This is a genomic window from Rhizobium leguminosarum (assembly GCF_019798305.1).
Lineage (GTDB): Bacteria > Pseudomonadota > Alphaproteobacteria > Rhizobiales > Rhizobiaceae > Rhizobium > Rhizobium leguminosarum_U.
Genome location: NZ_JAAXDD010000003.1, coordinates 154328 through 177902 on the forward strand (window position 1 = coordinate 154328; position 23575 = coordinate 177902).

The following is a 23575-nucleotide window of genomic DNA, read 5'->3' on the forward strand; positions in this document are numbered from 1 at the left end:
CGTGAGTGACCGCCTTGTGATTTGCGGCTTTTGCACGGATGAGCAAGGATTTGGACCATCGCAGGAGGTAGCGCCATGTCCCCGTCTTCCCACCGCAGGAGCCTTGCCGTGCTCCTTGCAACCATTTTTTTCTCGCTCGGTACGTGTGCCGTAGGCGCGGCCGAAGATGCCGTCGCCGTTCCGCCGCCGGCCGTTGACGAGGCCGCCGGGCCAGGCACCGAGACGGCCATTTTCGCTGGCGGCTGTTTCTGGGGTGTCCAGGGTGTCTTCCAGCACGTGAAGGGCGTCGAGAGCGCCGTCTCCGGTTATGCCGGCGGCGACGCCAAAACGGCGCAGTACGAAACCGTCAGCACCGGCTCGACAGGTCACGCCGAAGCCGTGCAGGTGAAGTTCGATCCGAAACAGGTAAGCTACGGCAAGTTGCTGCAGATCTTCTTCTCGGTGGCGCACAACCCGACGCAGCTGAATTTCCAGGGTCCGGACCAGGGAACGCAGTACCGTTCGGCGCTGTTCGTTGCCGATCCAGAGCAGCGTAAGGTTGCCGAGAGCTATATCAGCCAGCTCGACAAGGCGCATGTCTTCTCGAAGCCGATCGTCACCAAGGTGTCTGAAGCCACAGGTTTCTATCCGGCCGAAGCCTATCATCAGGATTTCCTGACGCTCAATCCGACCTATCCCTATATCGTCTACAACGACCTGCCGAAGATCGAGAACCTGAAGTCGCTGTTTCCGGCCGACTACCGCGGCAAACCGATCCTCGTGCTGAAGGCCAAGGGCTGATTAACCCTATCGGTGCAGGCATTATCGGGGCGGCCATGTTGCCGCCTTTTTTGCGCCAAGTCTGTGCACTTAAGAATTTATCAACGTTAACAATATCTTAAATGCAAGAAACGGCGTTCCACCGCGGAACATATCGTCGAGTTGCCCGTTACCGCCATGAGTTTCGCATCGGGATAGGCTGCCGGAGCGGATCCCTTTTTCGAAGTATAGGCGTAACCAAGGGGACGTATCATGGCCACCAATGTCGTGCGGCGCTGGCAACGAGATGATCTCATGAAACAGAGAGTATTGATTGTCGAGGATGAATTCCTGATCGCCTTGGATCTCGAGGCGACCGTGAAAGGCATGGGGATGCAGGTTGCGGGCCTTGCGAATGATTGCGAACAGGCGCTGCGGCTGGCGCCGCTTGCCGATATTGCTTTTGTCGACGTCAATCTCGCCGACGGCCCGACCGGGCCTGAGATCGGCCGGCGGCTGGCGCAGGAGCATGGGATTGCGGTCGTCTTCATGACCGGCAATCCCGAAGTGGTGGCTGACGGCGTCAAGGGCGCGGTCGGCGTGGTCCAGAAGCCGGTCATGCCTTCGGTAGTCGAACAGTTGGTGAAATATCTTGCCGCGCGCCGCGTCGGCATGTTCGCGGTCGTACCCTCACAAATGACGGTCTTTGCCTGATCGGATGGGAGCCTGATCGTACAAGAGCCTGATCAGCCGGATATGGCTGCGAGCTGCGGCGGTTGGCCGGCCTTTTCCACCTCCGGCTTGCCATAGGCTTTGAGAAAGGTATGGACGGCGTTCCGCGCCGCCTTTTCCAGCTCTTCATCGGTGGGCGTGGCGCCGAGAAGGATCATCATCTGCAGATCGGCATTGCCGAGCGCCACGAACTGCCGGGCGGCGACATCGAAATCGTCGATGACGAGCGCTTGCTTGTGGGCAAGCCTCCCCAGAAGTGCGGAAAGTGCGGTAGTCAGCTTGCCCGGCCCCTGCTGGCGCCAGCTTTCGAAGAGGTGCGGATATCGCTCGCCTTCGGTCTGCACCAGTTTGCGCAGGAATTTACCGTCGTGGTTGCAGATGCAGTTCTTGTTGAGGCGCACGGCGAAGGCCGTCAGCTCGTCTTCCAGATCATCGGCGCGATCCGGAAAGGTCGACAGCACGGAGAAGAGCATGGCGTTGGCGCGGTTCATGACGTCTTCGACGACGGCGACGAACAGCGTTTCCTTCTCGCGGTAGTGATTGTAGATCGTCTGGCGCGAGACACAGGCGACGGCGGCGATCTCGTCGATGCTGGCGCCGGCAAAGCCCTGGCGGCAGAATACGTCGGCCGCGGCATCAAGGATCGACATGCGCTTGGCGCATTGTCCACGCTGCGTATGCCCCGTCATCCGGACTGCCGGTGTCATGCGATCTTTCATGAGATCGAAGATAAGACGTCTTGACGTTTTAGACAATGGCGTCTAGTTTTACATCCGTGTCCAAATTTGTTGACACTCCTGGTTCCACCGAGATATGAGCTCCCAACTTCATCTTCGCGCGAACGATTATCATTTAACGGCGCATTGGCCCGAAAATCGGAACCGATTTTCGGAAAGCACGGTGCGTACATTTAAAGTCTTAGAGCGTCCCTTGTGCCTCCGAGAGGACGCACGGCGCCCTCAGAGCAATGCGGCGAAGCGACAATCCGGTACCTCCGCTGCGCTATTATGAAAGATCACCATTATGACGGCTCCCTTCTTTCGCATTGCCCTCATTCTCGGCCTTCTGTCGGCCATCGGGCCTTTCGCCATCGACATGTATCTGCCAGCGCTGCCGTCCATCGGCCAGGACCTCCACGCCGATAACAACGTCACCCAGCTTACCCTTCTTGCCTTCTTCATCTCCTTTGCGCTCGCCCAGCTCGTCTATGGTCCGCTGTCGGATATGTGGGGCCGCAAGCTGCCACTCTATCTCGGCATCGGCCTCTTCGCCATAGCCTCGATCGGCTGTGCGCTGGCGACCGATATCGAAACGCTGATCGCCTTCCGTTTCGTTCAGGGTATCGGCGGTGCCGCCGGCATGGTCATTCCGCGCGCCATCGTCCGCGACATGCACACCGGCGTGCAGGCCGCGCGCCTGATGTCGCTGCTGATGCTGGTCTTCTCGATCTCGCCGATCCTCGCGCCGCTGACAGGCAGCGCCGTCATCGAGTTCTACGGCTGGCGCGGCGTATTCTGGGCCGTGACGATCGCCGCCTTCATCGGCCTCGTCCTGCTCGCCACCCAGCTTGACGAAACCCGTTCGGCGAACGAACGCAACGGCAGCGGTCTGAAGAGCGCCATGGCGGCTTACCGCCTTCTGCTAACCGACCGCAATTTCCTGACGCTGACTTTCATCGGCGGCCTCGGCATTTCGAGCTTTCTCGTCTATCTCGCCAACTCGCCCTTCGTCCTGATCCAGCATTACGGGCTGACGCCGACACAATACAGTTTCGCCTTCTCGATCAACGCCGTGTCCTTCTTCGCGGTATCGCAGGCCACGGGCTGGCTCGGCGAGCGTTTCGGCCTCGTGCGCGTCATGCGGATTGCGGTCAGCGCTTACGCGCTTGCGATGGTCGTGATGGCGGTGGTGATGGCCTCCGGCTTCAACCAGCTGCCTGTCCTGGCGACCTTCCTGTTCATCGGCTACGGCTTCCTCGGCCTCGTCATCCCGACGAGCGCAGTGCTTGCGCTTGAGGATCACGGCGAGATCGCCGGCACCGCCTCGTCACTGATGGGCACGCTGCATTTCGTGATCGCCGCCGTCGCCATGGTCATATCGAGCGTCTTTTTCGACGGAACAGCCGTTCCGATGGCCGCCGGCATTGCGCTCTGCGCCTTCTCAGCCTTCGTGCTGACGCAGATAACGATCGGCCGCCGCGCCGCCGTCGCCGCTGCCGAATGATCTCAAGACAGGTCGCACCCGGTGTCCGGGTGCGACCCAATGATCGGTCGCGGCCCCCGGAGAAAATGCAACGCGCAATTGATTATCGGCAGGCCGCGCTATCTACGCCATGACGAAGCATGGTCATACCGGAGGATACGCATGGTCGACGAGAAGCGGCTGATCTCGAAAATCACTTGGAAGCTGATGCCCTTTCTCGGCATTCTTTATCTCATCGCCTATATCGACCGGCAGAACGTCAGTTTCGCCAAGCTGCAGATGGTCGATGCCCTCGGCATGAGCGAATATGCCTATGGTCTCGGCGCTTCGCTGTTCTTCATCGGCTATTTTCTTTTCGAGGTGCCGAGCAACCTCTTCCTTGACAGGCTCGGCGCCCGTGTCTGGTTCGCACGCATCCTGGTCTCCTGGGGCATCGTCACCATCGCGCTCGCCTTCACGCAAAACGCGACGATGTTCTATATCCTGCGTTTCCTGCTCGGTGTCTGCGAAGCCGGCTTCTTTCCCGGCGTTCTCTATCTGCTGACGCTGTGGTTCCCTTCAGTCTATCGCGGCAGGATGGTCGGGCTGTTCATGATCTTCAGCGCGATCGCCAATGCCGTCGGTGCGCCGCTCGGCGGCGTGCTGCTCGATCTCGACGGTCTTTACGGCTTTGCCGGCTGGGAGTGGGTGTTCATGGCGACGGGTGTTCCGGCTGTCATTGCCGGCATTGTCACCTTCTTCTATCTTCCTGGCCGGCCTGAAAGTGCGAGCTTCCTGAGCGGCGAAGAGAAGCAGTGGCTCGAACGCAGGCTCGCCTCGGAAAATGCCGGCATGGGCGAGAATGCCGGAAACGGCTTCAAGGCGCTCATCGACCCACGCGTGCTGCTGATGGCGCTCTGCTATATCGCCTTTCCGCTTTCGGCCTATGGTCTCAGCTACTGGCTGCCGACCATCGTCAAGGCCTTCGGCGTCAGCAACACGGTGAACGGTTTCCTCAACATCATTCCCTGGGTGCTGGTCGCGATCGCGCTTTATGTCGTTCCCGCCATGGCCGACAAGGCGCAATCGAAGACGCCCTATATCGTCATTCCCGCTTTCATCGGCGCCGCCTGCCTGCTGCTCTCGGCGCTGATCCCGAACCACACTTTGCAATTCGCCTTCCTCTGCGTCGCCGCTGCAGGGATCTTCGCACCCCAACCGGTGTTCTGGAGCCTGCCCTCCCGTTTCCTCAAGGGCGCGGGGGCTGCGGCGGGCCTTGCCGCCATCAATTCGGTTGGAAATCTCGGCGGCTTCGTCGCCCAGAACGTCGTGCCCTGGATCAAGGATGAGAGCGGCAGCACGATCGCGCCGATGTTCTTTCTCTCGGCCTGTCTTGCAGTCGGCGCCCTGCTGGTCTTCGTCGTCACGCGTCAGCTGTCACAGAGGGAGCATCAGGCGGCTCCAAGCCGAGTCTGATGCAGATACCCAAAAGTATCTGCGCGATGGGCTTCAGGTTGGCAGCGTGAAAGCGTCGCTTTCGCCTGGAACGAGTTCCAGCGGCCAGATCCTGTTGCGGGCACCTTGCGGATAATGATCGGCATAGGCCGGCATGGTGGCGAGCAGGGTTTCGCCGAGCTGCGCGCCTAGATCGCGCAGCGACATGCGGAAGGAGGTCAGCGTCGGCTGCAGGAAAAGCGTCCGCGGCTCCTCGCGGAAACCGACGACGGCGAGGTCACGGCCGGGCACGACGCCGGCCTCGGCAAGCCGGCGGTAAAGCCCGATCGCCATCAGTTCATGGATCAGGATGATCGCAGTTGGACGCGGCGCGATCATCAGCAATTCATGGCCGGCCTGATAACCGCCCTGTTCGCTCGACTTGACACGGATGACGAGGGCCGGGTCGTAGGGGATGCCGTGCCGTTGCAGTGCCTGGCGGTAGGCGTCAAAGAAGAGGTAGCCGAGATTGATGTCGGAGGAGGGGACAGCCACGGCGATCCGTCGGTGACCTTTGGCGACCAGCCGGTCGACGCCGCGCGTCGCCACGCCCTCGAAATCGAGATCCACCCAGGTGTAGCTGCCGCCCGACGCGCTGCGGCCGAGCGCTACAAAGGGGATGCGGGCCTTTTCCAGAAGCTCGATGCGCCGATCGGTGCGTCGTGTCGCAGAGATGATCAGCGCGTCGACAAGCCGGCGCGCCACCATGCGTTTCAGATATTCGTGCGGGTCCTCGTCATCGGGGCAGGGCAGCATGACGAGATCGAGCTTGTGGCGGGAAAGAACGCTCTGCAGCCCGTCAGTGACGCCAAGGAAGAAATCGTCGCTGTTTTCGACCGTCTCGCGGCTCACCTCGAGCATCAGCCCGATGACGTTGGTCATGCCCTGGCGAAGGCTGCGGCCCGACTGGTTTGCGACGTAACCGAGCTCCTCGGCGGCGGCGAGCACGCGCCGGCGCGTTTCGTCGTTGACGTCGGGCTTGCCGTTCAGCGCACGGGACACCGTTCCGATCGAAATGTCGAGATGCTCGGCGAGCTGGCGGATTCCCTTCATCTGCGTCGAACTTCCTCCCGGGTCACGCGTCAACCCTTCTTGCCACAGGATGGCGCCTGCGAAAAGCCGTGGGAAGGGGTCAGGAACTACAGGGAGTGACTGCGAACCAGCCGCATTCGAAATCGAGGCTGCGGTATGCAGCCTCGATTGAGGAGCAAAACTCAGCGACGACGATGAAAATGGACCACGCCGCCGTGCGAGGGCACGGCCCGCCGCTACTCGCAGACCCGCACGGTTTCGGTATGATAACCGCCGTCGTAGCGATTGCGGACATCGCGGTCCTCATACCAGCACCTCGGCGCGGGTTCGACATAACGCGGACCATCGACGTAACGAGGGCCGCTGTTGGCGATCGCGCCACCGATCAGACCGCCGACGACACCTGCGGCGACACCGCCGGCAATAGCTCGGCCAGTGTCGTTGTGGTGATGGCGATCACGTGCGGCAGCGGGCTGAATGGCCGATCCAACAAGGGCCGTCGCGATCAACAGGCTGCTAATAACTCTCTTCATGACATTCTCCTCAGTGGCACTCGTCCCCCGATAGGAGATAAATGCGGCAGCAAGTCGTTTGTTCGTTCAAACTTTGCGACAGGCATTCATGCATGCCCGAGATTATACCGCCGTGCGTCCCCCCGGACGCCAAAGGACGCTCCAACGCTTCTGTGATTCGAAGAAAAACGAATATGCGCTAGGTCGCCGAGTGGGCAGCCGTCGTCTCTTCCAGCACATCCTCGGGAATGTCGTCGAAGGACGCGTAGTTGAGATTATAGAGCCTCGAATAGAGCTTGCCATTCTTCATCAACTGGTGATGGTTGCCGCTTTCGATGACTTCGCCGTTCTGCAGCACGATGATGCGATCCGCCTCGCGGATTGTCGCGAGGCGATGGGCGATGACGAGGCCGGTGCGGTTTTCGAGGAGCTTCACCAGTGCCTTCTGGATCAGCATCTCGGTATAGCTGTCGATATTGGCCGTCGCTTCGTCGAGCACGAGGATCTTCGCATCCGCCACCAGCGCACGGGCAAAGCTTAAAAGCTGGCGCTGGCCGAGCGAGAGATTGCCGCCGCGCTCGCCGAGAACGCTGTCGTAGCCCTCCGGCAGGCGCATGATGAACTCGTGCGCGCCAACGGCCGTCGCCGCCTCGATCACCTGTTCGCGCGTGGCCTCGCGCATGTGGTAGCGAATGTTCTCGAAGACCGTTCCGGTGAAGAGGAAGGGTTCCTGCAGCACCATGGCGATCTGCGCTCCGAGCGAATCCTGCGTCAGATCACGCACATCATGGCCACCGACCAGCACCTGGCCCTGCTGCACATCATAAAAGCGGTGGATCAGCGACATGCAGCTCGATTTGCCGGACCCCGTCGGCCCGACCAGCGCCACCGTCTCGCCCGGATTGACCTTGAAGCTCACATGCTTCAGCACCGGATGCTTCGGATTGTAGCCGAAGACGACGTCCTTGAATTCGACCGAGCCGTCCATGTCGCGCGACAGCGCCGTGGCACCGGGTGCATCTTTGATGTCGACGGGCACGTCGAGCACCTCGGTCAGCCGCTGGCCGGACGCCATGGCGCGCTGCATCACCGAATATTGCAGGGTCAGCGAACGGATCGGGTCGAAGAAACGCTGGATATAGAACAGGAAGGCGACGAGCACGCCGACATCGAGCGCCTGATTGAGCACCCGCGCGCCACCGACGACGATGACGAGCGCCATCGCCACGCCCGTCAGGCTGTCGACGATCGGCACCATCACCTGCGCATAACGCGCCGCCGTCAGATGCGTCTCGAGGTTGGCATGCGCCTTGTCGTCGTAGAGCGTGAAGTTGACGCCCTGCCTGTCCATGCTCTGGACGGCACGCACACCGTGGATCGCTTCGGCGAGGGCGCCGGCGGCAATCGAATTGGTCTCGTGCGCCGCCATGAAGGATTTGCGTGCCAACGGCAGCCAGAACAGCCGGACGATGAACAGCACCGGCAGGACCGAGAGCGTCAACAGTCCTAATTTGAAATCGAGATAGAGCATCACGAAGACGATGCCGAAGAGCAGCATGATGTCGCCGACGGAGAGCACCGAGGTTTCGAGGAATTCCTGCATCGAGTTGACGTCGCCCTGCAGGCGCGACATCAACCGTCCCACTTCGGTCTTGTCCATGAAGGACAGCGAGACGCGCTGCAGATGCGAAAACATCGCCTTGCGGATATCGAAGAGCACGTCTTCCGCCACGCCTCCGACCAGCGTCTCCTGCGCATAGCTTGCCGCATAGTTGATTGATATGGCGATGGTGAAGGCGACGATCGACCAGATCAGCGCCGAGTGATCGCCGCCTGGCGACATGCCGTGGTCGATGGCATAGCGGATGATCAATGGGATAACGAGCTGCATCATCGTGAAGGTCAAAACGGCGACGACCGACCAGAGGACCTGCCGGCGATAGGGGCTGACGAAGACCCAGATGCGCTTGACGATGTTGCCGTCGAAGGCATTGCCGAACATCTCCTCTTCGACGCGATGTGAACCGACGACCGCCCGTGGCGGGCGGCGTCCATCCTCGCGAACGTCGGGACGCTCGGTTTCCAGTTCCTCGGCCATGTCATTCCTCCCGCGGCCAACACTTCAGGTGGCCTGCATAGTCACTAACCGTTCCCCTCTTCCAACTCAGGGGAAGAGGGGAATATGCTGTCTGCTAGGCGCTCAAGCCTCGTCGCCCGGTCGCACCTGAAGGTCGTAGAGCGCCTTGTAACGCCCGCCGAGCGAAAGCAGCGCCGCGTGCGTGCCGCGTTCGACGATCTGGCCGTCTTCGACGAACAGGATCTGGTCGGCATGCATCAGCGAACTCAGGCGATGGGCGACGATGATCGTTACGCGGTCTGCGGCGTAGCGGCGCATGGCGCTGCGAATCCGCTGTTCGGTGGCCGCATCGATCGCCGCCGTCGAATCGTCGAACACCATCACCGCAGGTCTCAGCATCAGCGCGCGGGCGATCGAAAGTCGCTGCCGCTGGCCGCCGGAAAGCGAAACGCCGCGCTCGCCGACGACGGTGCCGTAACCTGTGGGCAGTCCGAGCACGTAGTTGTGCAGCTGGGCGCTTTCGCTGGCGCGCTCGATGCGGCCTTCCTTCGCCCATGGGTCGCCATAGGCGATGTTGTTCTCGATCGTCGTCGTGAACAGGAAGGAATCCTGCTGCACGACGGCCACCGCCCGGCGCAGCGATTGCAGCGTCGCCTTGCGGATGTCCTGGCCGTCGATCGTGACCTTGCCGCTGCTGACGTCGTAGAAGCGGGGAATGAGATGGGCGATCGTCGACTTGCCGCTGCCCGGAGGCCCGACAATGCCGATCGTCTGGCCGCGCCGGGCTTCAAAGGAGACATCCTGGAGCACGGTGCGCTTTTCGGAACCCGGATAGGCGAAGCTGACATTCTCGAAGCGCAACACGCCGTCGGTGAGGTTGAGCTCCTTCGCATCCGGCGCATCCTTGATCGCGATGTCGAGGTCGAGAAGGGCGAAGAGCCGCGAGCCGCAAGTGGAGGCGCGGGCAAAGGCGTTGACCATCAGGCCGAGCTGGCGCACCGGCATCTGCAGGATGGTCATGAAGGTCAGGAACGAAGCCAGCGTGCCGACGGTGATCTCGCCCGACATCACCTTGCCGCCGCCGATCCAGAGCACCAGGCCCATCGCCGCGAAGAAGGAGAAGGTCATGGCGCTGGTATTGGTAACGCGGATGCCGACGCGCTGGTGTGCAAGCGCCAATGCGCTCTTCGACGCGGCCTCGAATTTCGAAATCTCGTGTTCGTGGGCGGCGAAAGCACGCACGACGCGGATGCCGCCGAGATTCTCCTCCATGATGCGGGTCAGCACCGAAAGCCGCTCCTGCAGGTCGAGCCAGGTGGCGCGTAGCCGCAGCTGCGTTACCGAGGAGCGCCAGCCGACGAAGGGCACGAAGCTCAGCGCCAGCAGGCCGAGCACGACATCGGTCGACAGCAGCATATAGGCGCCGATGCCGATCAGGATCGACAGCAGGATCATCCGGACGAGTGCCGTCGAGAAATACATGCGCACACCTTCGAGATCGAGCAGGCCGACTGTGATCAGGTCGCCGGAATGCACGGTGTCGTGAAAGCTGAAAGAGAGACGCTGGATTTTCTCGTAGCAGGCCAGCCGCAGCTCGTAGCCGATGTGATGGCCGACGGCTTCGCTGTAATAATTCTGGACCATGGTGAAGAGGCCGCGCAGCACGCTGGCGCCCAGCAGCAGCAGCGCCGTGGTCAGAAGCGCGTCCTGTGCCACCTGGCCCGCCGCACCGCCGCTCATCGCCATCTGCGTGTGGTCGACGGCCCGGCCGAGAAGGCGCGGGATCATCAGCTGGAAGGTGGAGGCAACAAGCGTGGCGCCGATCGCGAAGCCGGATTGCCAGGGGTGACGGAAGGCCATCATGGTGATGCGCACCAATGTGAAGAGGCCTCGGCCCCAGCCTGCCGCAGTTGCAAGCGCCATCGAAGCCGAAGGCTTCGTCGCGCGTATTAACGCATCGCTGCTCACGGTATTTTTCCAATAGATGTGTGGTCGGACGCTGGCCCGAAAAGACGGCAAAATCCATGAAGGGATTGATAGCACCTTCACTTTTGCCGATTCCATTTGGGGGTTCAAGTAAAGAATTCACCAGTTGGTTATTTTTACGTGAGGTCTGTTCGCATCCCGGCGGGAACAATCTGTGCGCGAACGGGTTGCAGCAGGCGAATGCCAACCGCCGACCGCTACCGGAGAGAGCTATGCCGCTCAAAGCCCTCGCCCTCAACGCCACGCTGAAGACCAGCGACGCCAAGCACGCGTCCTCGACCGACCGGATGATCGGTCTGATCGACAAGGCGATGTCCGCTCACGGCGTCGTGACCGAAGTGCTTCGCCTCGCCGATTTCAACGTCAAGCCGGGCGTCACCTCCGACGAAGGCGCCGGCGATGACTGGCCTGATATTCGCGCCAAGGTGCTGGACGCCGATATCCTGCTGATGGCGACGCCGATCTGGCTCGGGCAGCCATCTAGCGTCTGCAAGCGGGCGCTGGAGCGCATGGACGCTTTCCTCGAGGAGGCCGACGATGAGGGGCGTATGGTCTCCTATGGCAGGGTCGCGGCCGCTGCTGTCGTCGGCAATGAGGACGGCGCCCATCATGTGTCGGCCGAACTCTTCCAGGCGCTGAACGACGTCGGCTTCACCATTCCGGCGAATGCGGTCGCTTACTGGGTCGGCGAGGCAATGGATTCCACCAATTTCGTCGATCTCGACAGGGTGCCGAAGGTTGTGGCCAAAGCCGTCGACATGCTGGCCCGCAACACGGCGCATCTGGCGAGCCTGCTGAAGGCAAAACAATATCCGGGCGAGGGTAGCTAGGGTAGCTGTCGACCTTACGTTTTCAGCGATCAAATCGAAGTTCGGGTGCAAAACTCGGCAGACTTCCACGGGATACGTCTAGATTGCATTACATTTCAATAACTTGAATTGAGGCGGCAACAAACCTCTTGCCACCTGCGCCATTTAGCGCTTTCATACACTACTAGTTTGATAGACTATGGACGAGTCTGATGGCTCCCCTGGTTCTCTTGCGGGGCCGGCTGGTTCGGACCCCGATGCCGCGGCAGATGTTGTGAATGGCCGCATGAACCTCATCAACGCGTGAACCGCTGTTTTATGCGTTGAAACCTCGATCGACCCATGGTGCGGATGAAGCCGCAAAGGAGTTGCGATGACGGTTCAGGGACTTTTTTCCGCCAGAGCCAATGCGGCGGCACAGATATCAGCCGTACCACGCATTGCGATCGTCGGGCGCGGCTTTTCCGGCATGATGACGGCCATCGCGCTGATGAAGACGGTGCGCGCGCCCTTCCACCTGCAGCTGTTCGATCCGAATTCGTCGGTCAGCGGTGGGCAGGCGCTGGCCTCAGTCCGCTCCTCGACGATCCTCAACACCCGCGTGCGGGATCTCTCGGTCGCGGTCGGCGACAATGACGATTTCAACGACTGGCTCTGCAGCAACGCCGCCTTCCGCGCCGCCGTGCCGGCCGCCATCCCCGGATTCCGGCAGATCTTTGTGCCGAAGGAAATCTTCAGCGATTATGTCTACCAGCGCTTTTCGGAAGCGCTGGCCGCGCGCAGGGACATCACCGTCCAGGTCTGCAACGATCCGGTCGTGGCGATCCGCAGGAGCCACGGCAACCGCTTCCTGCTCGAAAGCGCCAATCCCGCCAATCCGCTGTTCGATACCGTGATCCTCGCCACCGGCTACGGCCTGGCTGCGCCGAATGCCGGCGGTGAGGACGCTTCGCCGGTCAGGGCTCAGCGCCTCGTCGCGCGGCCGCATGCGGTGCTGCTCGGCAGCGGCATCCGTGTCGTCGACCAGCTGCTGCAGCTGCGCGATTCGGGTTACGCGGGCCAGGTGACCATCATTTCCCGGCGCGGCTTCCTGCCTCAGAGCCATACACCGAATTCTGCCGATCCGGTGTTCCCGGCCGAAGCTCTTCCGCAGAGCCTGCCGGAGATCGTGCGCTTCATCCGTGAAGCCTGTCGCGAAGCGGAGGAGACGGGGCGAAGCTGGCAATCGGTGATGAACGGCCTCAGAAAACATGCCCGCTCGCTCTGGCGCTCGCTGCCGGCCCGCGACAAACATCAGTTCAACCGGCACCTCAGGGCAATCTACGACAGCCATCGCAACCGCCTGCCGGAGGCCATGCACCTGCGCCTGAAACGCGAGCTCGCCGAAGGCCGCACGGTGCTGCGCCGCGGCCGGGCCGGCCGCCGGGGCCTGAGCGGCCTGTTCTTCACGCCGGCCGGTTCCGCCGCAGAAGAGGTCATCCATGCCGAGCGCATCATCGATTGCCGCTGCCAGGCGCCGGATCTTTCAGCGCCGCTGATGCAGAGCCTGCTTTCCGCCGACCTTGCCATGCCGGACGAGCTCTCGCTCGGGCTAGCCGTCAATGCGCGCGGCGAGCCCTTCCTCGATGACGGTTCGACTGTCTCCGGCCTCTTTGCCGTCGGCCCGCTCGGCCTCGGCAGCCTGCCTGATATCGATCTCGTGCCCGAGATCGTCTCACAGGCCTATGCCGCTGCCGAGCGGATCAGTGAGCGGTTCTACCCGCAGGTCAAGGCCGTCTGAAAATTTCAGGCCATTTCGGAACCATCCGTCCGCCGCGGCGTTATAAAGCGCTGGTGACGTAGAGGGGCCAATGGAAGTGCTGAATCGACATGATCCGTCTCTGGACGAAGAGGGACGCTTCCGCCTTCTGGTCGATGCCATCACCGACTACGCTATCTATATGCTGAGCCCCGAAGGCATCGTCACCAGCTGGAACACCGGTGCTCAGCGCTTCAAGGGTTACAAGCCTTCCGAAATTCTCGGCGAGCATTTTTCCCGTTTCTATCTGGATGAGGACCGCGCCGCGGGGGTGCCCGCGCGCGCGTTGGCCACGGCGGAGGAGGACGGCCGGTTCGAGGGAGAAGGCTGGCGCCGGCGCAAGGACGGCAGCCGCTTCTGGGCGCATGTGGTCATTGACCCGATCCGCCGTTCTTCCGGCGAGCTCATCGGCTATGCCAAGATCACCCGCGACCTGACCGAACGCAGGGCGGCCGAAAAGGCGATCCGCCAGAGCGAGGAACAATTCCGCCGGCTCGTCCAGGGCGTCTCGGACTATGCGATCTACATGCTCGATCCAAACGGCAATGTCAGCAGTTGGAATTTCGGCGCCGAGCGGATCAAGGGCTATCGGCCGCAAGAAATCATCGGCAGGCATTTCTCGACCTTCTATACCCCCGAGGACCGTGAAGCCGGCCTGCCGGAGACCGCGCTCGGCATCGCGCGCGCCGAGGGCCGGTTCGAAAGGGAAGGCTGGCGCGTTCGCAAGGACGGCACCCGTTTCTGGGCCAGCATCGTCATCGATGCCATCCGGGACGACGAAGGCGATGTGCTCGGTTTCGCGAAGATCACCCGCGATATCACCGAGAAGATGGAGACCCAGCGGGCGCTGGAACAGGCGCGCGAAGAGCTCTTCCAGTCGCAGAAGATGGAGGCGATCGGTCAATTGACCGGCGGTATCGCCCATGATTTCAACAATCTGCTGATGGCTGTCCTCGGCAGTCTCGAAATCCTGAAGAAACGCATGCCGCAGGATCTTTCACTGACATCGCTGGTTGACAATGCCATGCAGGGGGCCCAGCGGGGTGCTGCGCTGACGCAGCGCATGCTGGCCTTTTCTCGCCGGCAGGAGCTGCACATGGAGCCGATCGACGTCTCCGGCCTGGTCCGTGGCATGATGGATATGCTGAGCCGTTCGCTCGGCCCGCTCACCGTGATCGAGACCTCTTTCCCCGTCAGGCTGCCGACGATCCTGACCGATCCGAACCAGCTGGAGATGGCGATCCTGAACCTCGTCGTCAACGCCCGCGACGCCATGCCGTCCGGCGGCCGGATCATGCTTCGCGCATCCGAAGAGTCGCTGCCATCAGGCAAGGGTCCGCTGTCGCCCGGCCGCTATGTCCGCATCGCGGTGATCGACGAAGGCGAGGGCATGGATGCCAAGACGCTGGAGCAGGCGATCACGCCGTTCTTTACCACCAAGGGTGTCGGCAAGGGCACCGGGCTCGGCCTTTCCATGGTGCAGGGCCTTGCGTCCCAGTCCGGCGGCCGCCTTATCATGAAGAGCAGCCTCGGCGAAGGCACGACGGCCGAATTGTGGTTTCCGGTCGCAAGTGTCGAACAGGCGACCGAGGCCGCTGCCGACCGGCCGCAGCAGGAGGACAATGCGGCGCGCCGGCTGCGCATCGTCGCCGTCGACGACGATGGTCTGGTCCTGATGAATACGACGCTGATGCTGGAGGATCTCGGCCATACCGTGTTTGAGGCGATGGCCGGTCCCGAGGCACTCGACATCCTGCGCAAGCAGCAGGTCGACCTGGTGATTTGCGACCATGCCATGCCGCGCATGACGGGCTCGCAGCTCGCAGACGCGATCCGCAGCGAATGGCCCGAGATGCCGATCATCCTGGCAACCGGTTACGCCGAGATTCCCGAAGGGGCCGGAATCGCCAATTTGCCCCGCCTAGGCAAGCCCTTCTCACAGGCGCAGCTCGCCGAGGCGATCAGCCGGATTGCTTCATAAGGATCGCCTGCGAGATTAGGTGCCTGCATGAGCGCCGTGGATTATGCACGGGCCCTCTCGTTACGAAGAATGAACACCAGCAATGCCAGCACCATCGCCGCCAGCCCGTACCAGGTGACCGCGTAAACGAGATGGTTGTTGGGGAAAGCGATGACCGTCAGGCCGCCGACAGGCAGGCCGCCCGGATTGGCAGTGGCATCGGCATCGATGAAATAGGGCGCGACCGTATTAACGCCGCGCTTTTCAGCGATCGCTGCGACATCGCGCGAATACCAGCGGTCGGCGGCGGGGTCATTGGATTGCAGCAGCGATCCCGTCGGCTCCGTCATCCGCATCAGCCCGGTGATCTCGACCGGGCCAGACAATGCGGCCTCGCGGCGCGAGGCAGGGTCGCGTCTCTCGGTCGGCACGAAGCCGCGATTGACGAGGATTGCTATCCCATCCGCAAGCGTCAGCGGCGTCATCACCCAATAACCCGGACCGAGCATCGTGGAGGCATAGACCAGCGTCTCCTTGTCGTTCGCCAGCGTCCCCACTGCGGTCACCCGGCGATATTCGTCATCAGTGGCATTGACCTTGTCCCAGTCGGCGCGTGCCGGTGCCGGCATGGGTGCGGCATGCACACGCTGATCGACGCGGGCGATGAGGTCGCGTTTCCAGGCCAGGCGCTCAACCTGCCAGGTGCCGAGTGCGGCGAGTGCCGCGGCAAGTAGTATCAGGCAGACGGCGAAGATCGCGCGTTTGACCTGATAACGCCGTTTTTCCGATTTTTCCGAGTGAGCCTCGCTCATGAGCTGACCCGCTGCGGGCGGCGTTGCCGCCGCCCCTTCGTCATCGTCACGGCATGTTCTTCATCATCTCGGGGCTCATCGGCATCATGTTGGTATTGAGATGATGCATGACCCAGAGCGAGCCGGAGAGCGCAATGGCAACGATGATCAGAGTGAAGATCAGCGCCATGATCGTCCAGCCGCCCTCGCTCCTGGTATTCATATGCAGGAAGAAGACCATGTGGACGATGATCTGGATCGCCCCGAGGCCCATCACCAGCACCGCCGTCACCGCCGGGCTGTCGAACACGCCTGACATGACCAACCAGAAGGGAATGGCGGTCAGGATGACGGAGAGCACGAAGCCCGTCATATAGCTGCGGAACGTGCCATGGCCGGCCTGATGGCCGTGGCTGTGGCCGTGATGAGCCTCGTGGGCATCCTCATGTGCAGGTGCTTGCGAACTCATCCGAGAACTCCCAGCAGATAGACGAAGGAAAAGACGCCGATCCAGACGACGTCGAGGAAGTGCCAGAACATCGAAAGGCACATCAGGCGGCGGCGGTTGGCCTCGATCAGCCCGTGCATCGACACCTGTACCATCAGGGTGATCAGCCAGATGATGCCGAAGGTGACGTGCAGTCCGTGGGTGCCGACCAGGGTGAAGAAGGAGGAGAGGAAGGCGCTGCGCGTCGGCCCGGCGCCCTCATGGATCAGGTGGATGAACTCGTAGAGTTCGAGCCCGATGAAAGCTGCGCCGAAGAAGCCGGTCACAGCAAGCCAGAACAGCGTTTCCGCCTTTGCGTTCCGCTCCATCTGCAGCATCGCGAAGCCGTAGGTGATCGAGGAGAAGAGCAGCATCGAGGTGTTGAGGGCTACGATCGGCAGATCGAAGAGATCGGCGGGCGACGGGCCGGCGGCATAGTTGCGGCCGAGCACGCCATGCGTTGCAAACAGCACAGCGAATATCAGGCAGTCGCTCATCAGGTAGAGCCAGAAGCCGAGATTGGTGCTGTTTTCCGGATGATGGTCTTCCGTCAGGTAGAATTCAGGCTTTTCGGCCGTGTCGATAGTCTGATCGCTCATGGTCATCACACCTGCTCGGCAAGCAACGCAGTGCGCTTGCCTTCCGTTTCGGTCACCTCTTCGGCGGGGATGTGGAAATCACGTCTGTAGTTGAAGGTATGGCCGATCGCCACAGCAAGCATGGCGACGAAGGAAACAACCACCAGCCACCACATATACCAGATCAGGCCGAAGGCGAGGGCGACGCTGATGGCCGAGAGGATCGCGCCTGTGCCGGTGTTCTTTGGCATATGGATCGGCCGGAAGCCTTCCAGCGGACGCGCATAACCACGGCTCTTCATGTCGTACCAGCCGTCATGATCGTGCACGACAGGCGTCAGGGCGAAGTTGTATTCCGGCGGGGGCGAGGAGGTCGACCATTCCAGCGTGCGGCCGTCCCAGGGATCGCCGCTGTCGTCGCGCAATTCCTCGCGCTTCATGAAGCTGACGACGATCTGGATCAGGAAGGCGGCAATGCCAAGCGCGATCAGGCAGACGCCGAAAGCGGCGATGATGAACCAGATCTGTATCGACGGGTCCTCGAACTGGCTCATGCGGCGGGTGACGCCCATCAGGCCCAGCACATAGAGCGGCATGAAGGCGAACCAGAAGCCGATCTGCCAGAACCAGAAGCTCATCTTGCCCCAGAAAGGATCGAGCTTGAAGCCGAAGGCCTTCGGGAACCAGTAGTTCACGCCGGCGAACATGCCGAAGAGTACGCCGCCGATGATGACGTTGTGGAAATGGGCGATGAGGAACAGCGAATTGTGCAGCACGAAATCGGCCGGCGGCACGGCCAGCATGACACCCGTCATGCCGCCGATGACGAAGGTCACCATGAAACCGACCGTCCACAGCATCGGCACCTCATAGCGGATGCGGCCGCGATACATGGTGAAGAGCCAGTTGAACATCTTCGCCCCGGTCGGGATCGAGATGATCATCGTGGTGATGCCGAAGAAGGAATTGACGCTGGCGCCCGAGCCCATCGTGAAGAAGTGGTGCAGCCACACGATGTAGGACAGGATCATGATAACGCAGGTGGCGTAGACCATCGAGGCGTAGCCGAAGAGGCGTTTGCCGGAGAAGGTAGCGACGACTTCGGAGAAGATGCCGAAGGCCGGCAGCACGAGGATGTAGACCTCCGGATGACCCCAGATCCAGATGAGGTTGATGTACATCATCGGATTGCCGCCAAGGTCGTTGGTGAAGAAGTTCGTGCCGGCGTAGCGGTCGAGCGACAGAAGCGCGAGCGTTGCCGTCAGGATCGGGAAGGAGGCAACGATCAGTACGTTGGTGCAAAGCGCCGTCCAGGTGAAGACCGGCATCTTCATGAAGGTCATGCCCGGAGCACGCATCTTGACGATGGTGGCGATCAGGTTGATGCCCGAAAGCGTCGTTCCCACCCCGGCCACCTGCAGGCCCCAGATATAATAATCGACGCCGACGCCCGGACTGTAGGCAGCGCCCGACAGCGGCGGGTAGGCGAGCCAGCCGGTCTGGGCGAATTCGCCGATGAACAGCGACAGCATGATGATGATCGCGCCGGCGGTGGTCATCCAGAAAGAGAAGTTGTTGAGGAAGGGGAACGAGACGTCGCGCGCGCCGATCTGCAGCGGCACTACGAAGTTCATCAAACCGGTAACGAAGGGCATCGCCACGAAGAAGATCATGATGACGCCGTGGGCGGTGAAGATCTGGTCGTAATGCTGCGGCGGCAACGGGCCTTCATTGCCGTTGAAGGCGACCGCCTGCTGGACACGCATCAGGATCGCGTCGGAGAAGCCGCGCAACAGCATGATAACGGCGAGGATCACATACATGATGCCGATCTTCTTGTGATCGACGCTAGAGATCCAGTCCCGCCAGAGCGGACCCCAGAACTTGAAATAGGTGATGATGCCGAGCACCGCGATGGCGCCGATGACGACGCCGATGAAGGTCACGACAAGGATCGGCTCGTGATAGGGGATGGCATCGAGGGTCAACCGGCCGAAGACGAACTTCAGGAGGTCAGGATTGGAAAACATGGAACAACCCGTTCATTATGTCTTGCGACGCAAAGCGCCAGGTTAATTGTTGTTGTTGAGCTGCGCCGGCGCCGGATCGGCGCCATTGCTCATGCCGGGCATGGAATGACCCTCATGCTGCATGTCCATTCCAGGCGTGCTGGGCATGCCAGGCATGTCGTGCTGCATGCTGTTGCCGTCGGTCCGCTCGGCGGGCTCGCTTCGGGCCGGAGCACCCGTCGCCGGCACGGTGGCGGCGGGCGCCACGATGCCTTCGTCGGCATGACGGTCGTCATATCGCAGCTTCTCGCGGTTCTCCGCACTTTCCTTGCCGCCGCCGCCCATCATGTCGATGTGCATCATCTCGTTCATGCACATCTTGCCTGGCGTCGCGCAGAGGTTGAGGATGGCGTTGTAAAGATCGGCATCGGCGCCGGCATAATAACGCACCGGTTCCTTCTCGCTCGGCTTCTCGAGCTTCAGATAGGCGTCGCGGTTGAGCATCGTGCCCTGCTGCTTGACCTGCGCCACCCAGGCGTCAAACCCGTCTTGGGTAAGGCCGTGGAACTTGAAGCGCATGTGCGAGAAGCCGGCGCCGCTGTAATTGGCGGAGAAGCCCTCGTATTCGCCTTCCCGGTTGATGACGGCGTGCATCTTCGTCTCCATGCCCGGCATGGCATAGATCTGGCCGGCAAGGGCAGGGATGTAGAAGGAGTTCATCACCGAGGAGGCGGTGATCTTGAAATTGATCGGCCTGTCCACAGGGGCAGCGAGTTCGTTGACTGTGGCAATGCCGAGCTCGGGATAGAAGAACAACCATTTCCAGTCGAGCGCCACGACCTCGACGTTCAATGGCTTGGTATTGGCCGGAATGGCGCGCTCCGCATCGAGGCGGTCGAGCGGGCGGTAGGGATCGAGCTTATGGGTGGAAATCCAGGTCACGGCTCCGAGCGCGATGATGATTGCCAGCGGTGCCGCCCAGATCACGATTTCGAGACGGGTCGAATGGTGCCATTCCGGCGCGTAGGTTGCCGCCGTATTGGAGCGGCGATAGCGCCAGGCGAAAAACAGCGTCAGGAAGATCACCGGTATGATGATCAAAAGCATCAGCACCGTCGAGACGACGATGAGATCGCGCTGTTGCATGGCGATGTCGCCGGAAGGCGCCATGACCACCATGTTGCATCCTGCCAGGAAAAGCAGCGGCAAGACGGATAGAAGGCGGGAAAACTTCGCGAGTTTTGGCACGTCTCTAAGCTCTTGTTGTTTCGTTTGTTCGCGACTAACGCACTGGATCCGATAGCGACATGAGGTGTTTGGTCGCAGCGCAGCAATCATGCCGCACTGCGGCAAGAATCATATTGCACTACAGCTTTGAAATCCTGATGAAATCAAGAAGGATTCATCCGCCGGCGCATGTTTCCAATCAATATATCCGCCAGAACCGAGCAGGCCAGCATCCCATCGGAAAATCGCGGTCCGGATCACGCTGTTTTTTCCGTCCGCGCCTCATTTTGAGCCGCCATGATGAACTATTTAGGTCTTACGGACTTGATAAGCCTGCAGGTTTGATCAAGATCAGGCTGAGGCGCCTTGGCGAAAGCGCTTCAACGAGGGAGGCGTTTCATGGCTACAACATCGCATTACGGACCGTCATCGTCGTCGCTGGAACGCGACGCGCGGCGCATTCACGACGACAAACCGGTTTCGCCGGGCAGCATCGCCATCGGCGTGGTGATCGGCCGCATGTCGGAATTCTTCGATTTCTTCGTCTATGGCCTCGCCTCGGTCCTGGTCTTTCCACAGCTGATCTTCCCCTTCGCGCCGGACAGGCTGACGGGAACGCTCTATTCCTTCGCCATCTTCTCGCTGGCCTTCCTGGCCCGCCCGGTCGGCTCCGTCGTCTTCATGACGATCGACCGGCTGTATGGCCGCGGCACCAAGCTGACGATCGCGCTCTTCCTGCTCGGCGGCTCCACGGCCTCGATCGCCTTCCTGCCGGGTTATGACGAGATCGGCGTCTGGTCGATCGCGTTGCTGGCGCTCTTCCGTCTCGGCCAGGGCTTCGCGCTTGGCGGTGCCTGGGACGGCCTTGCCTCGCTGCTCGCGCTCAATGCGCCGGCCAAGCACCGCGGCTGGTATGCGATGATCCCGCAGCTCGGCGCGCCGATCGGCTTTGCGCTGGCGAGCACCCTGTTCGGTTATTTCGTCGCCAATCTTTCCAGTGAGGATTTCCTCTCCTGGGGCTGGCGCTATCCTTTCTTCGTCGCCTTCGCGATCAATGTCGTGGCGCTGTTTGCGCGTTTGCGCCTGGTCATGACCAAGGAATTCGGCACGCTGCTGGAACAGCACGAGCTGGAAGCCGCCCCCATCCTCGACGTGCTGCGCGTTCATGGCCGTGACATCCTGATCGGCGCCTTCGTGCCGCTCGCGAGTTTTGCCATGTTCCACCTGGTCACCATTTTCCCGCTCGGCTGGATGAGCCTTTACGGCAACCAGCCGATCGGCGCCTTCATGGTGGTGCAGGTGGTCGGCGCCATGGTCGGCATTGTCACCATCATCGCCTCGGGCCTGATTGCCGACCGGATCGGCCGGCGCGCCCAGCTTGCCATTTGCGCCGTCATCATCGCTATCTTCAGCTTCGTCGGGCCGATCCTGATCGCGTCCGGCAACAGCGGTCATGACGCTTTCGTCATCATCGGCTTCGGCGTGCTCGGCCTGTCCTTCGGCCAGGCCACGGGCTCGATCTCGTCGCGCTTCGGCCGCGGTTACCGCTATACCGGCGCCGCCTTCACTTCGGACCTCGCCTGGCTGATCGGCGCGGGTTTTGCGCCGCTGGTGGCGCTCAGCCTGTCGAGCCGCTTCGGGCTGACTTTCGTCGGCTACTACCTGCTCTCCGGCGCTATCTGCACGCTTGCGGCCCTCGCCTTCAGCAGGGCGCTGGAGCAGCGCGAATAGACGGACTTGAACACACGGGCCTGCATGGGAAACCATGCAGGCTTTCGTTTCAGGCAGCGCAATTCTAATTATTGAATGCATTGCAATCTATAATTAAATGCATATTCTTGTCGGCCTGAACGAGGATATGCCATGACCGCGGAAACCATCGATCATTCGACCCTTTCCCGCCTTGTCGAAGCAGGGGCGGTCGAGGCGGCTCATGTCGTCGGCAAGACCGGTGGCTGGTCCGTCGTCATCCGCTATGGCAAGGCCGAGCGCCCGCTCGCCGCCCAACGCAGCCGGCAGGTGCGCGTGTTCAAGCGCATGGATACCCTGGTGTCTTATCTCAAGGACGTCGGCATCTCGCAGTTCGATGTCGATGCAGTCGATTACGCTCCGGGGACGGCATCGCGGCCGGATCGGGCCGCAGCTCTGCGTCGTACCCATGAGGCGGCGGAATACGACACGTGGTTCCGCGAACAGGTCGAGGAAGCGATCCGGGAGGCCGATGATCCGAACGCGGTGTGGATCAGCGCGCAGGATGCCGAAGAGCGAATGGACAAGCTTCGGGCCGAACTGCTCGCGCAGCTGGAATCCGGAGATAAGGCTTCTTGATCGTCAAATGGCTGCAACAGGCTCTTCTGGATCGGGAAGGTCAGATCCGGCACGTCTTCGCTCAAAATCCAAAGGCTGCCATCGCATTGGATGATGTTATCCGACATCAGGCCAAAATGCTCGCCGATCACCCCGAAGCAGGACGCGGCGGCCGTCTTGACGGAACCCGGGAATTGGTCATTCCGCGTACCACATTTCTGCTGATCTATCGCATCGACAGAAAAGCACAGAGGGTGGAAATACTGCGCCTTCTAAATGGCGCGCAGCAATGGCCGCCGAAACGCTGAATGCGTTTTACTGCGCCATCTGCGGCTGCTTCGCCGCGCGGGCCGCGGTCAGCTCCGCGGTGGTGTGGTTGAGGCGGTCGGCGAGCACCCGCATGATTTCCACCGCCATCTCCGGGAAATCGCTGAGTAGCTTCAGGAAGTGCTCCTTGCTGATGCGCAGCACCTCGAGCGGCGAGGTGGCGCGTACCGTTGCCGTGCGCGAGACATCGCAGAGGATGGCGATTTCGCCGACGATGGAATTCGGTTCGACGTCGGCGACCTTGATCTCGCCGGCCGGCGAGGAGACGACGATATCGGCGGTACCCGAGAGAATGACATAGGCGGCATCACCGACATCGCCCTGATGGAAGAGATTTTGCCCGGCTTTGTAGGTCATGCGATCGGAGGTAAAGGCCAAAAGCTTGAGCTTTGCTGGCGCGATCCTTGAAAAGATCGGCACCCGTCGCAGCATTTCGACTTCGTCTCTCAACAGCATGAGCGTTTCAATCCCCTGACGCAGGGTCCATAAGACCAGGCATCTTCAAACTCCGAGGCGCTCCCCATCGGGAA

General features: G+C 61.4%; 20 protein-coding genes and 1 pseudogene. 10 read left to right on the forward strand and 11 right to left on the reverse strand.

Annotation, left to right across the window (positions count from 1 at the left end; all coding sequences use genetic code 11):
* Positions 1-75 precede the first annotated feature (75 nt).
* The gene (gene msrA, locus HFO99_RS06640; RefSeq protein ID WP_222360086.1) at positions 76-780 is read left to right on the forward strand and encodes a peptide-methionine (S)-S-oxide reductase MsrA; all 705 of its coding nucleotides are present in this window, start codon (positions 76-78) and stop codon (positions 778-780) included.
* A 231-nt stretch (positions 781-1011) separates the two neighbouring features.
* Positions 1012-1452, forward strand: coding sequence for a response regulator (locus tag HFO99_RS06645; protein WP_222360088.1), 441 nt, complete (start codon positions 1012-1014; stop codon positions 1450-1452).
* Positions 1453-1484: 32 nt separating this feature from the next.
* On the opposite strand, the gene HFO99_RS06650 is transcribed toward HFO99_RS06645, so the two are convergent.
* Positions 1485-2225, reverse strand: a complete 741-nt coding sequence (locus HFO99_RS06650) for a TetR/AcrR family transcriptional regulator (RefSeq protein WP_222333807.1) — start codon at positions 2223-2225, stop codon at positions 1485-1487.
* A 268-nt stretch (positions 2226-2493) separates the two neighbouring features.
* Here HFO99_RS06650 and HFO99_RS06655 point away from each other — a divergent pair, with 268 nt between their 5' ends.
* Complete coding sequence (locus HFO99_RS06655) at positions 2494-3693, forward strand: multidrug effflux MFS transporter (RefSeq protein WP_222360090.1); 1200 nt, start codon at positions 2494-2496, stop codon at positions 3691-3693.
* Between the two features lie 141 nt (positions 3694-3834).
* Positions 3835-5127, forward strand: a complete 1293-nt coding sequence (locus HFO99_RS06660; protein WP_222360091.1) for an MFS transporter — start codon at positions 3835-3837, stop codon at positions 5125-5127.
* Positions 5128-5160: 33 nt separating this feature from the next.
* On the opposite strand, the gene HFO99_RS06665 is transcribed toward HFO99_RS06660, so the two are convergent.
* From HFO99_RS06665 to HFO99_RS06680, 4 genes are all read right to left on the reverse strand, one after another.
* Positions 5161-6198: a LacI family DNA-binding transcriptional regulator gene (locus HFO99_RS06665; RefSeq protein ID WP_222300644.1), complete on the reverse strand. Its 1038-nt coding sequence runs from the start codon at positions 6196-6198 to the stop codon at positions 5161-5163.
* Positions 6199-6413: 215 nt separating this feature from the next.
* Positions 6414-6710: a hypothetical protein gene (locus tag HFO99_RS06670; protein ID WP_222250635.1), complete on the reverse strand. Its 297-nt coding sequence runs from the start codon at positions 6708-6710 to the stop codon at positions 6414-6416.
* Positions 6711-6888: 178 nt separating this feature from the next.
* Positions 6889-8787 (reverse strand): ABC transporter ATP-binding protein, encoded by a 1899-nt coding sequence (locus HFO99_RS06675; RefSeq protein ID WP_222300642.1) that lies wholly within the window; start codon positions 8785-8787, stop codon positions 6889-6891.
* Between the two features lie 102 nt (positions 8788-8889).
* Positions 8890-10689 carry an ABC transporter ATP-binding protein gene (locus tag HFO99_RS06680; protein ID WP_222300855.1) on the reverse strand — a complete coding sequence of 600 codons (1800 nt, stop codon included), beginning with the start codon at positions 10687-10689 and terminating at the stop codon, positions 8890-8892.
* A 275-nt stretch (positions 10690-10964) separates the two neighbouring features.
* On the opposite strand from HFO99_RS06680, the gene HFO99_RS06685 reads away from it, so the two are divergent.
* The 3 genes from HFO99_RS06685 to HFO99_RS06695 all read left to right on the forward strand — a co-directional run bounded on the left by HFO99_RS06685 (position 10965) and on the right by HFO99_RS06695 (position 15340).
* A complete protein-coding gene (locus HFO99_RS06685) occupies positions 10965-11582 on the forward strand; it encodes a flavodoxin family protein (RefSeq protein ID WP_222360093.1) in 618 nt (205 codons plus the stop codon).
* A gap of 352 nt (positions 11583-11934) precedes the next feature.
* The gene (locus tag HFO99_RS06690) at positions 11935-13341 is read left to right on the forward strand and encodes an FAD/NAD(P)-binding protein (protein ID WP_222360096.1); all 1407 of its coding nucleotides are present in this window, start codon (positions 11935-11937) and stop codon (positions 13339-13341) included.
* A gap of 70 nt (positions 13342-13411) precedes the next feature.
* Entirely contained in the window at positions 13412-15340 is a 1929-nt protein-coding gene (locus HFO99_RS06695) for a PAS domain-containing sensor histidine kinase (protein WP_222360098.1), read from the forward strand.
* A gap of 41 nt (positions 15341-15381) precedes the next feature.
* On the opposite strand, the pseudogene HFO99_RS06700 reads toward HFO99_RS06695, so the two are convergent.
* From HFO99_RS06700 to cyoA, 5 genes and pseudogenes are all read right to left on the reverse strand, one after another.
* Positions 15382-16181, reverse strand: a pseudogene (locus HFO99_RS06700) (SURF1 family protein).
* The gene (gene cyoD / locus HFO99_RS06705) at positions 16178-16579 is read right to left on the reverse strand and encodes a cytochrome o ubiquinol oxidase subunit IV (RefSeq protein WP_164575592.1); all 402 of its coding nucleotides are present in this window, start codon (positions 16577-16579) and stop codon (positions 16178-16180) included. Before cyoD ends, HFO99_RS06700 begins: the two are co-directional and overlap by 4 nt.
* Positions 16576-17196 carry a cytochrome o ubiquinol oxidase subunit III gene (gene cyoC / locus HFO99_RS06710; RefSeq protein ID WP_222360100.1) on the reverse strand — a complete coding sequence of 207 codons (621 nt, stop codon included), beginning with the start codon at positions 17194-17196 and terminating at the stop codon, positions 16576-16578. Before cyoC ends, cyoD begins: the two co-directional genes overlap by 4 nt.
* A 5-nt stretch (positions 17197-17201) precedes the next feature.
* On the reverse strand, positions 17202-19205 hold the full coding sequence (gene cyoB, locus HFO99_RS06715) for a cytochrome o ubiquinol oxidase subunit I (RefSeq protein WP_222300633.1): 2004 nt from the start codon (positions 19203-19205) through the stop codon (positions 17202-17204).
* 42 nt (positions 19206-19247) lie between these two features.
* Complete coding sequence (gene cyoA, locus HFO99_RS06720; RefSeq protein ID WP_222360102.1) at positions 19248-20432, reverse strand: ubiquinol oxidase subunit II; 1185 nt, start codon at positions 20430-20432, stop codon at positions 19248-19250.
* Between the two features lie 378 nt (positions 20433-20810).
* Here cyoA and HFO99_RS06725 point away from each other — a divergent pair, with 378 nt between their 5' ends.
* From HFO99_RS06725 to HFO99_RS06735, 3 genes are all read left to right on the forward strand, one after another.
* Positions 20811-22142, forward strand: a complete 1332-nt coding sequence (locus HFO99_RS06725) for an MFS transporter (protein ID WP_017968195.1) — start codon at positions 20811-20813, stop codon at positions 22140-22142.
* Between the two features lie 132 nt (positions 22143-22274).
* On the forward strand, positions 22275-22739 hold the full coding sequence (locus HFO99_RS06730; RefSeq protein ID WP_164575596.1) for a hypothetical protein: 465 nt from the start codon (positions 22275-22277) through the stop codon (positions 22737-22739).
* Positions 22736-23026, forward strand: coding sequence for a type II toxin-antitoxin system RelE/ParE family toxin (locus HFO99_RS06735; RefSeq protein ID WP_222360104.1), 291 nt, complete (start codon positions 22736-22738; stop codon positions 23024-23026). The genes HFO99_RS06730 and HFO99_RS06735 overlap by 4 nt, the downstream gene beginning before the upstream one ends.
* A gap of 7 nt (positions 23027-23033) precedes the next feature.
* Here HFO99_RS06735 and HFO99_RS06740 read toward each other — a convergent pair whose 3' ends face one another.
* Positions 23034-23501, reverse strand: coding sequence for a cyclic nucleotide-binding domain-containing protein (locus HFO99_RS06740; protein ID WP_027687699.1), 468 nt, complete (start codon positions 23499-23501; stop codon positions 23034-23036).
* Positions 23502-23575 lie beyond the last annotated feature (74 nt).

Bases quoted from the DNA above. Each gene is read 5' to 3' on its own strand.
- HFO99_RS06690 (WP_222360096.1), top strand. From the start codon at position 11,935: ATGACGGTTCAGGGACTTTTTTCCGCCAGAGCCAATGCGGCGGCACAG.
- cyoB (WP_222300633.1), bottom strand. From the start codon at position 19,205: ATGTTTTCCAATCCTGACCTCCTGAAGTTCGTCTTCGGCCGGTTGACC.
- msrA (WP_222360086.1), top strand. From the start codon at position 76: ATGTCCCCGTCTTCCCACCGCAGGAGCCTTGCCGTGCTCCTTGCAACC.
- HFO99_RS06655 (WP_222360090.1), top strand. From the start codon at position 2,494: ATGACGGCTCCCTTCTTTCGCATTGCCCTCATTCTCGGCCTTCTGTCG.
- cyoC (WP_222360100.1), bottom strand. From the start codon at position 17,196: ATGAGCGATCAGACTATCGACACGGCCGAAAAGCCTGAATTCTACCTG.
- HFO99_RS06730 (WP_164575596.1), top strand. From the start codon at position 22,275: ATGACCGCGGAAACCATCGATCATTCGACCCTTTCCCGCCTTGTCGAA.
- HFO99_RS06725 (WP_017968195.1), top strand. From the start codon at position 20,811: ATGGCTACAACATCGCATTACGGACCGTCATCGTCGTCGCTGGAACGC.
- HFO99_RS06740 (WP_027687699.1), bottom strand. From the start codon at position 23,501: ATGCTGTTGAGAGACGAAGTCGAAATGCTGCGACGGGTGCCGATCTTT.
- HFO99_RS06695 (WP_222360098.1), top strand. From the start codon at position 13,412: ATGGAAGTGCTGAATCGACATGATCCGTCTCTGGACGAAGAGGGACGC.
- HFO99_RS06665 (WP_222300644.1), bottom strand. From the start codon at position 6,198: ATGAAGGGAATCCGCCAGCTCGCCGAGCATCTCGACATTTCGATCGGA.
- cyoD (WP_164575592.1), bottom strand. From the start codon at position 16,579: ATGAGTTCGCAAGCACCTGCACATGAGGATGCCCACGAGGCTCATCAC.
- HFO99_RS06670 (WP_222250635.1), bottom strand. From the start codon at position 6,710: ATGAAGAGAGTTATTAGCAGCCTGTTGATCGCGACGGCCCTTGTTGGA.
- HFO99_RS06680 (WP_222300855.1), bottom strand. From the start codon at position 10,689: ATGGCGCTTGCAACTGCGGCAGGCTGGGGCCGAGGCCTCTTCACATTG.
- HFO99_RS06645 (WP_222360088.1), top strand. From the start codon at position 1,012: ATGGCCACCAATGTCGTGCGGCGCTGGCAACGAGATGATCTCATGAAA.
- HFO99_RS06660 (WP_222360091.1), top strand. From the start codon at position 3,835: ATGGTCGACGAGAAGCGGCTGATCTCGAAAATCACTTGGAAGCTGATG.
- HFO99_RS06685 (WP_222360093.1), top strand. From the start codon at position 10,965: ATGCCGCTCAAAGCCCTCGCCCTCAACGCCACGCTGAAGACCAGCGAC.
- HFO99_RS06675 (WP_222300642.1), bottom strand. From the start codon at position 8,787: ATGGCCGAGGAACTGGAAACCGAGCGTCCCGACGTTCGCGAGGATGGA.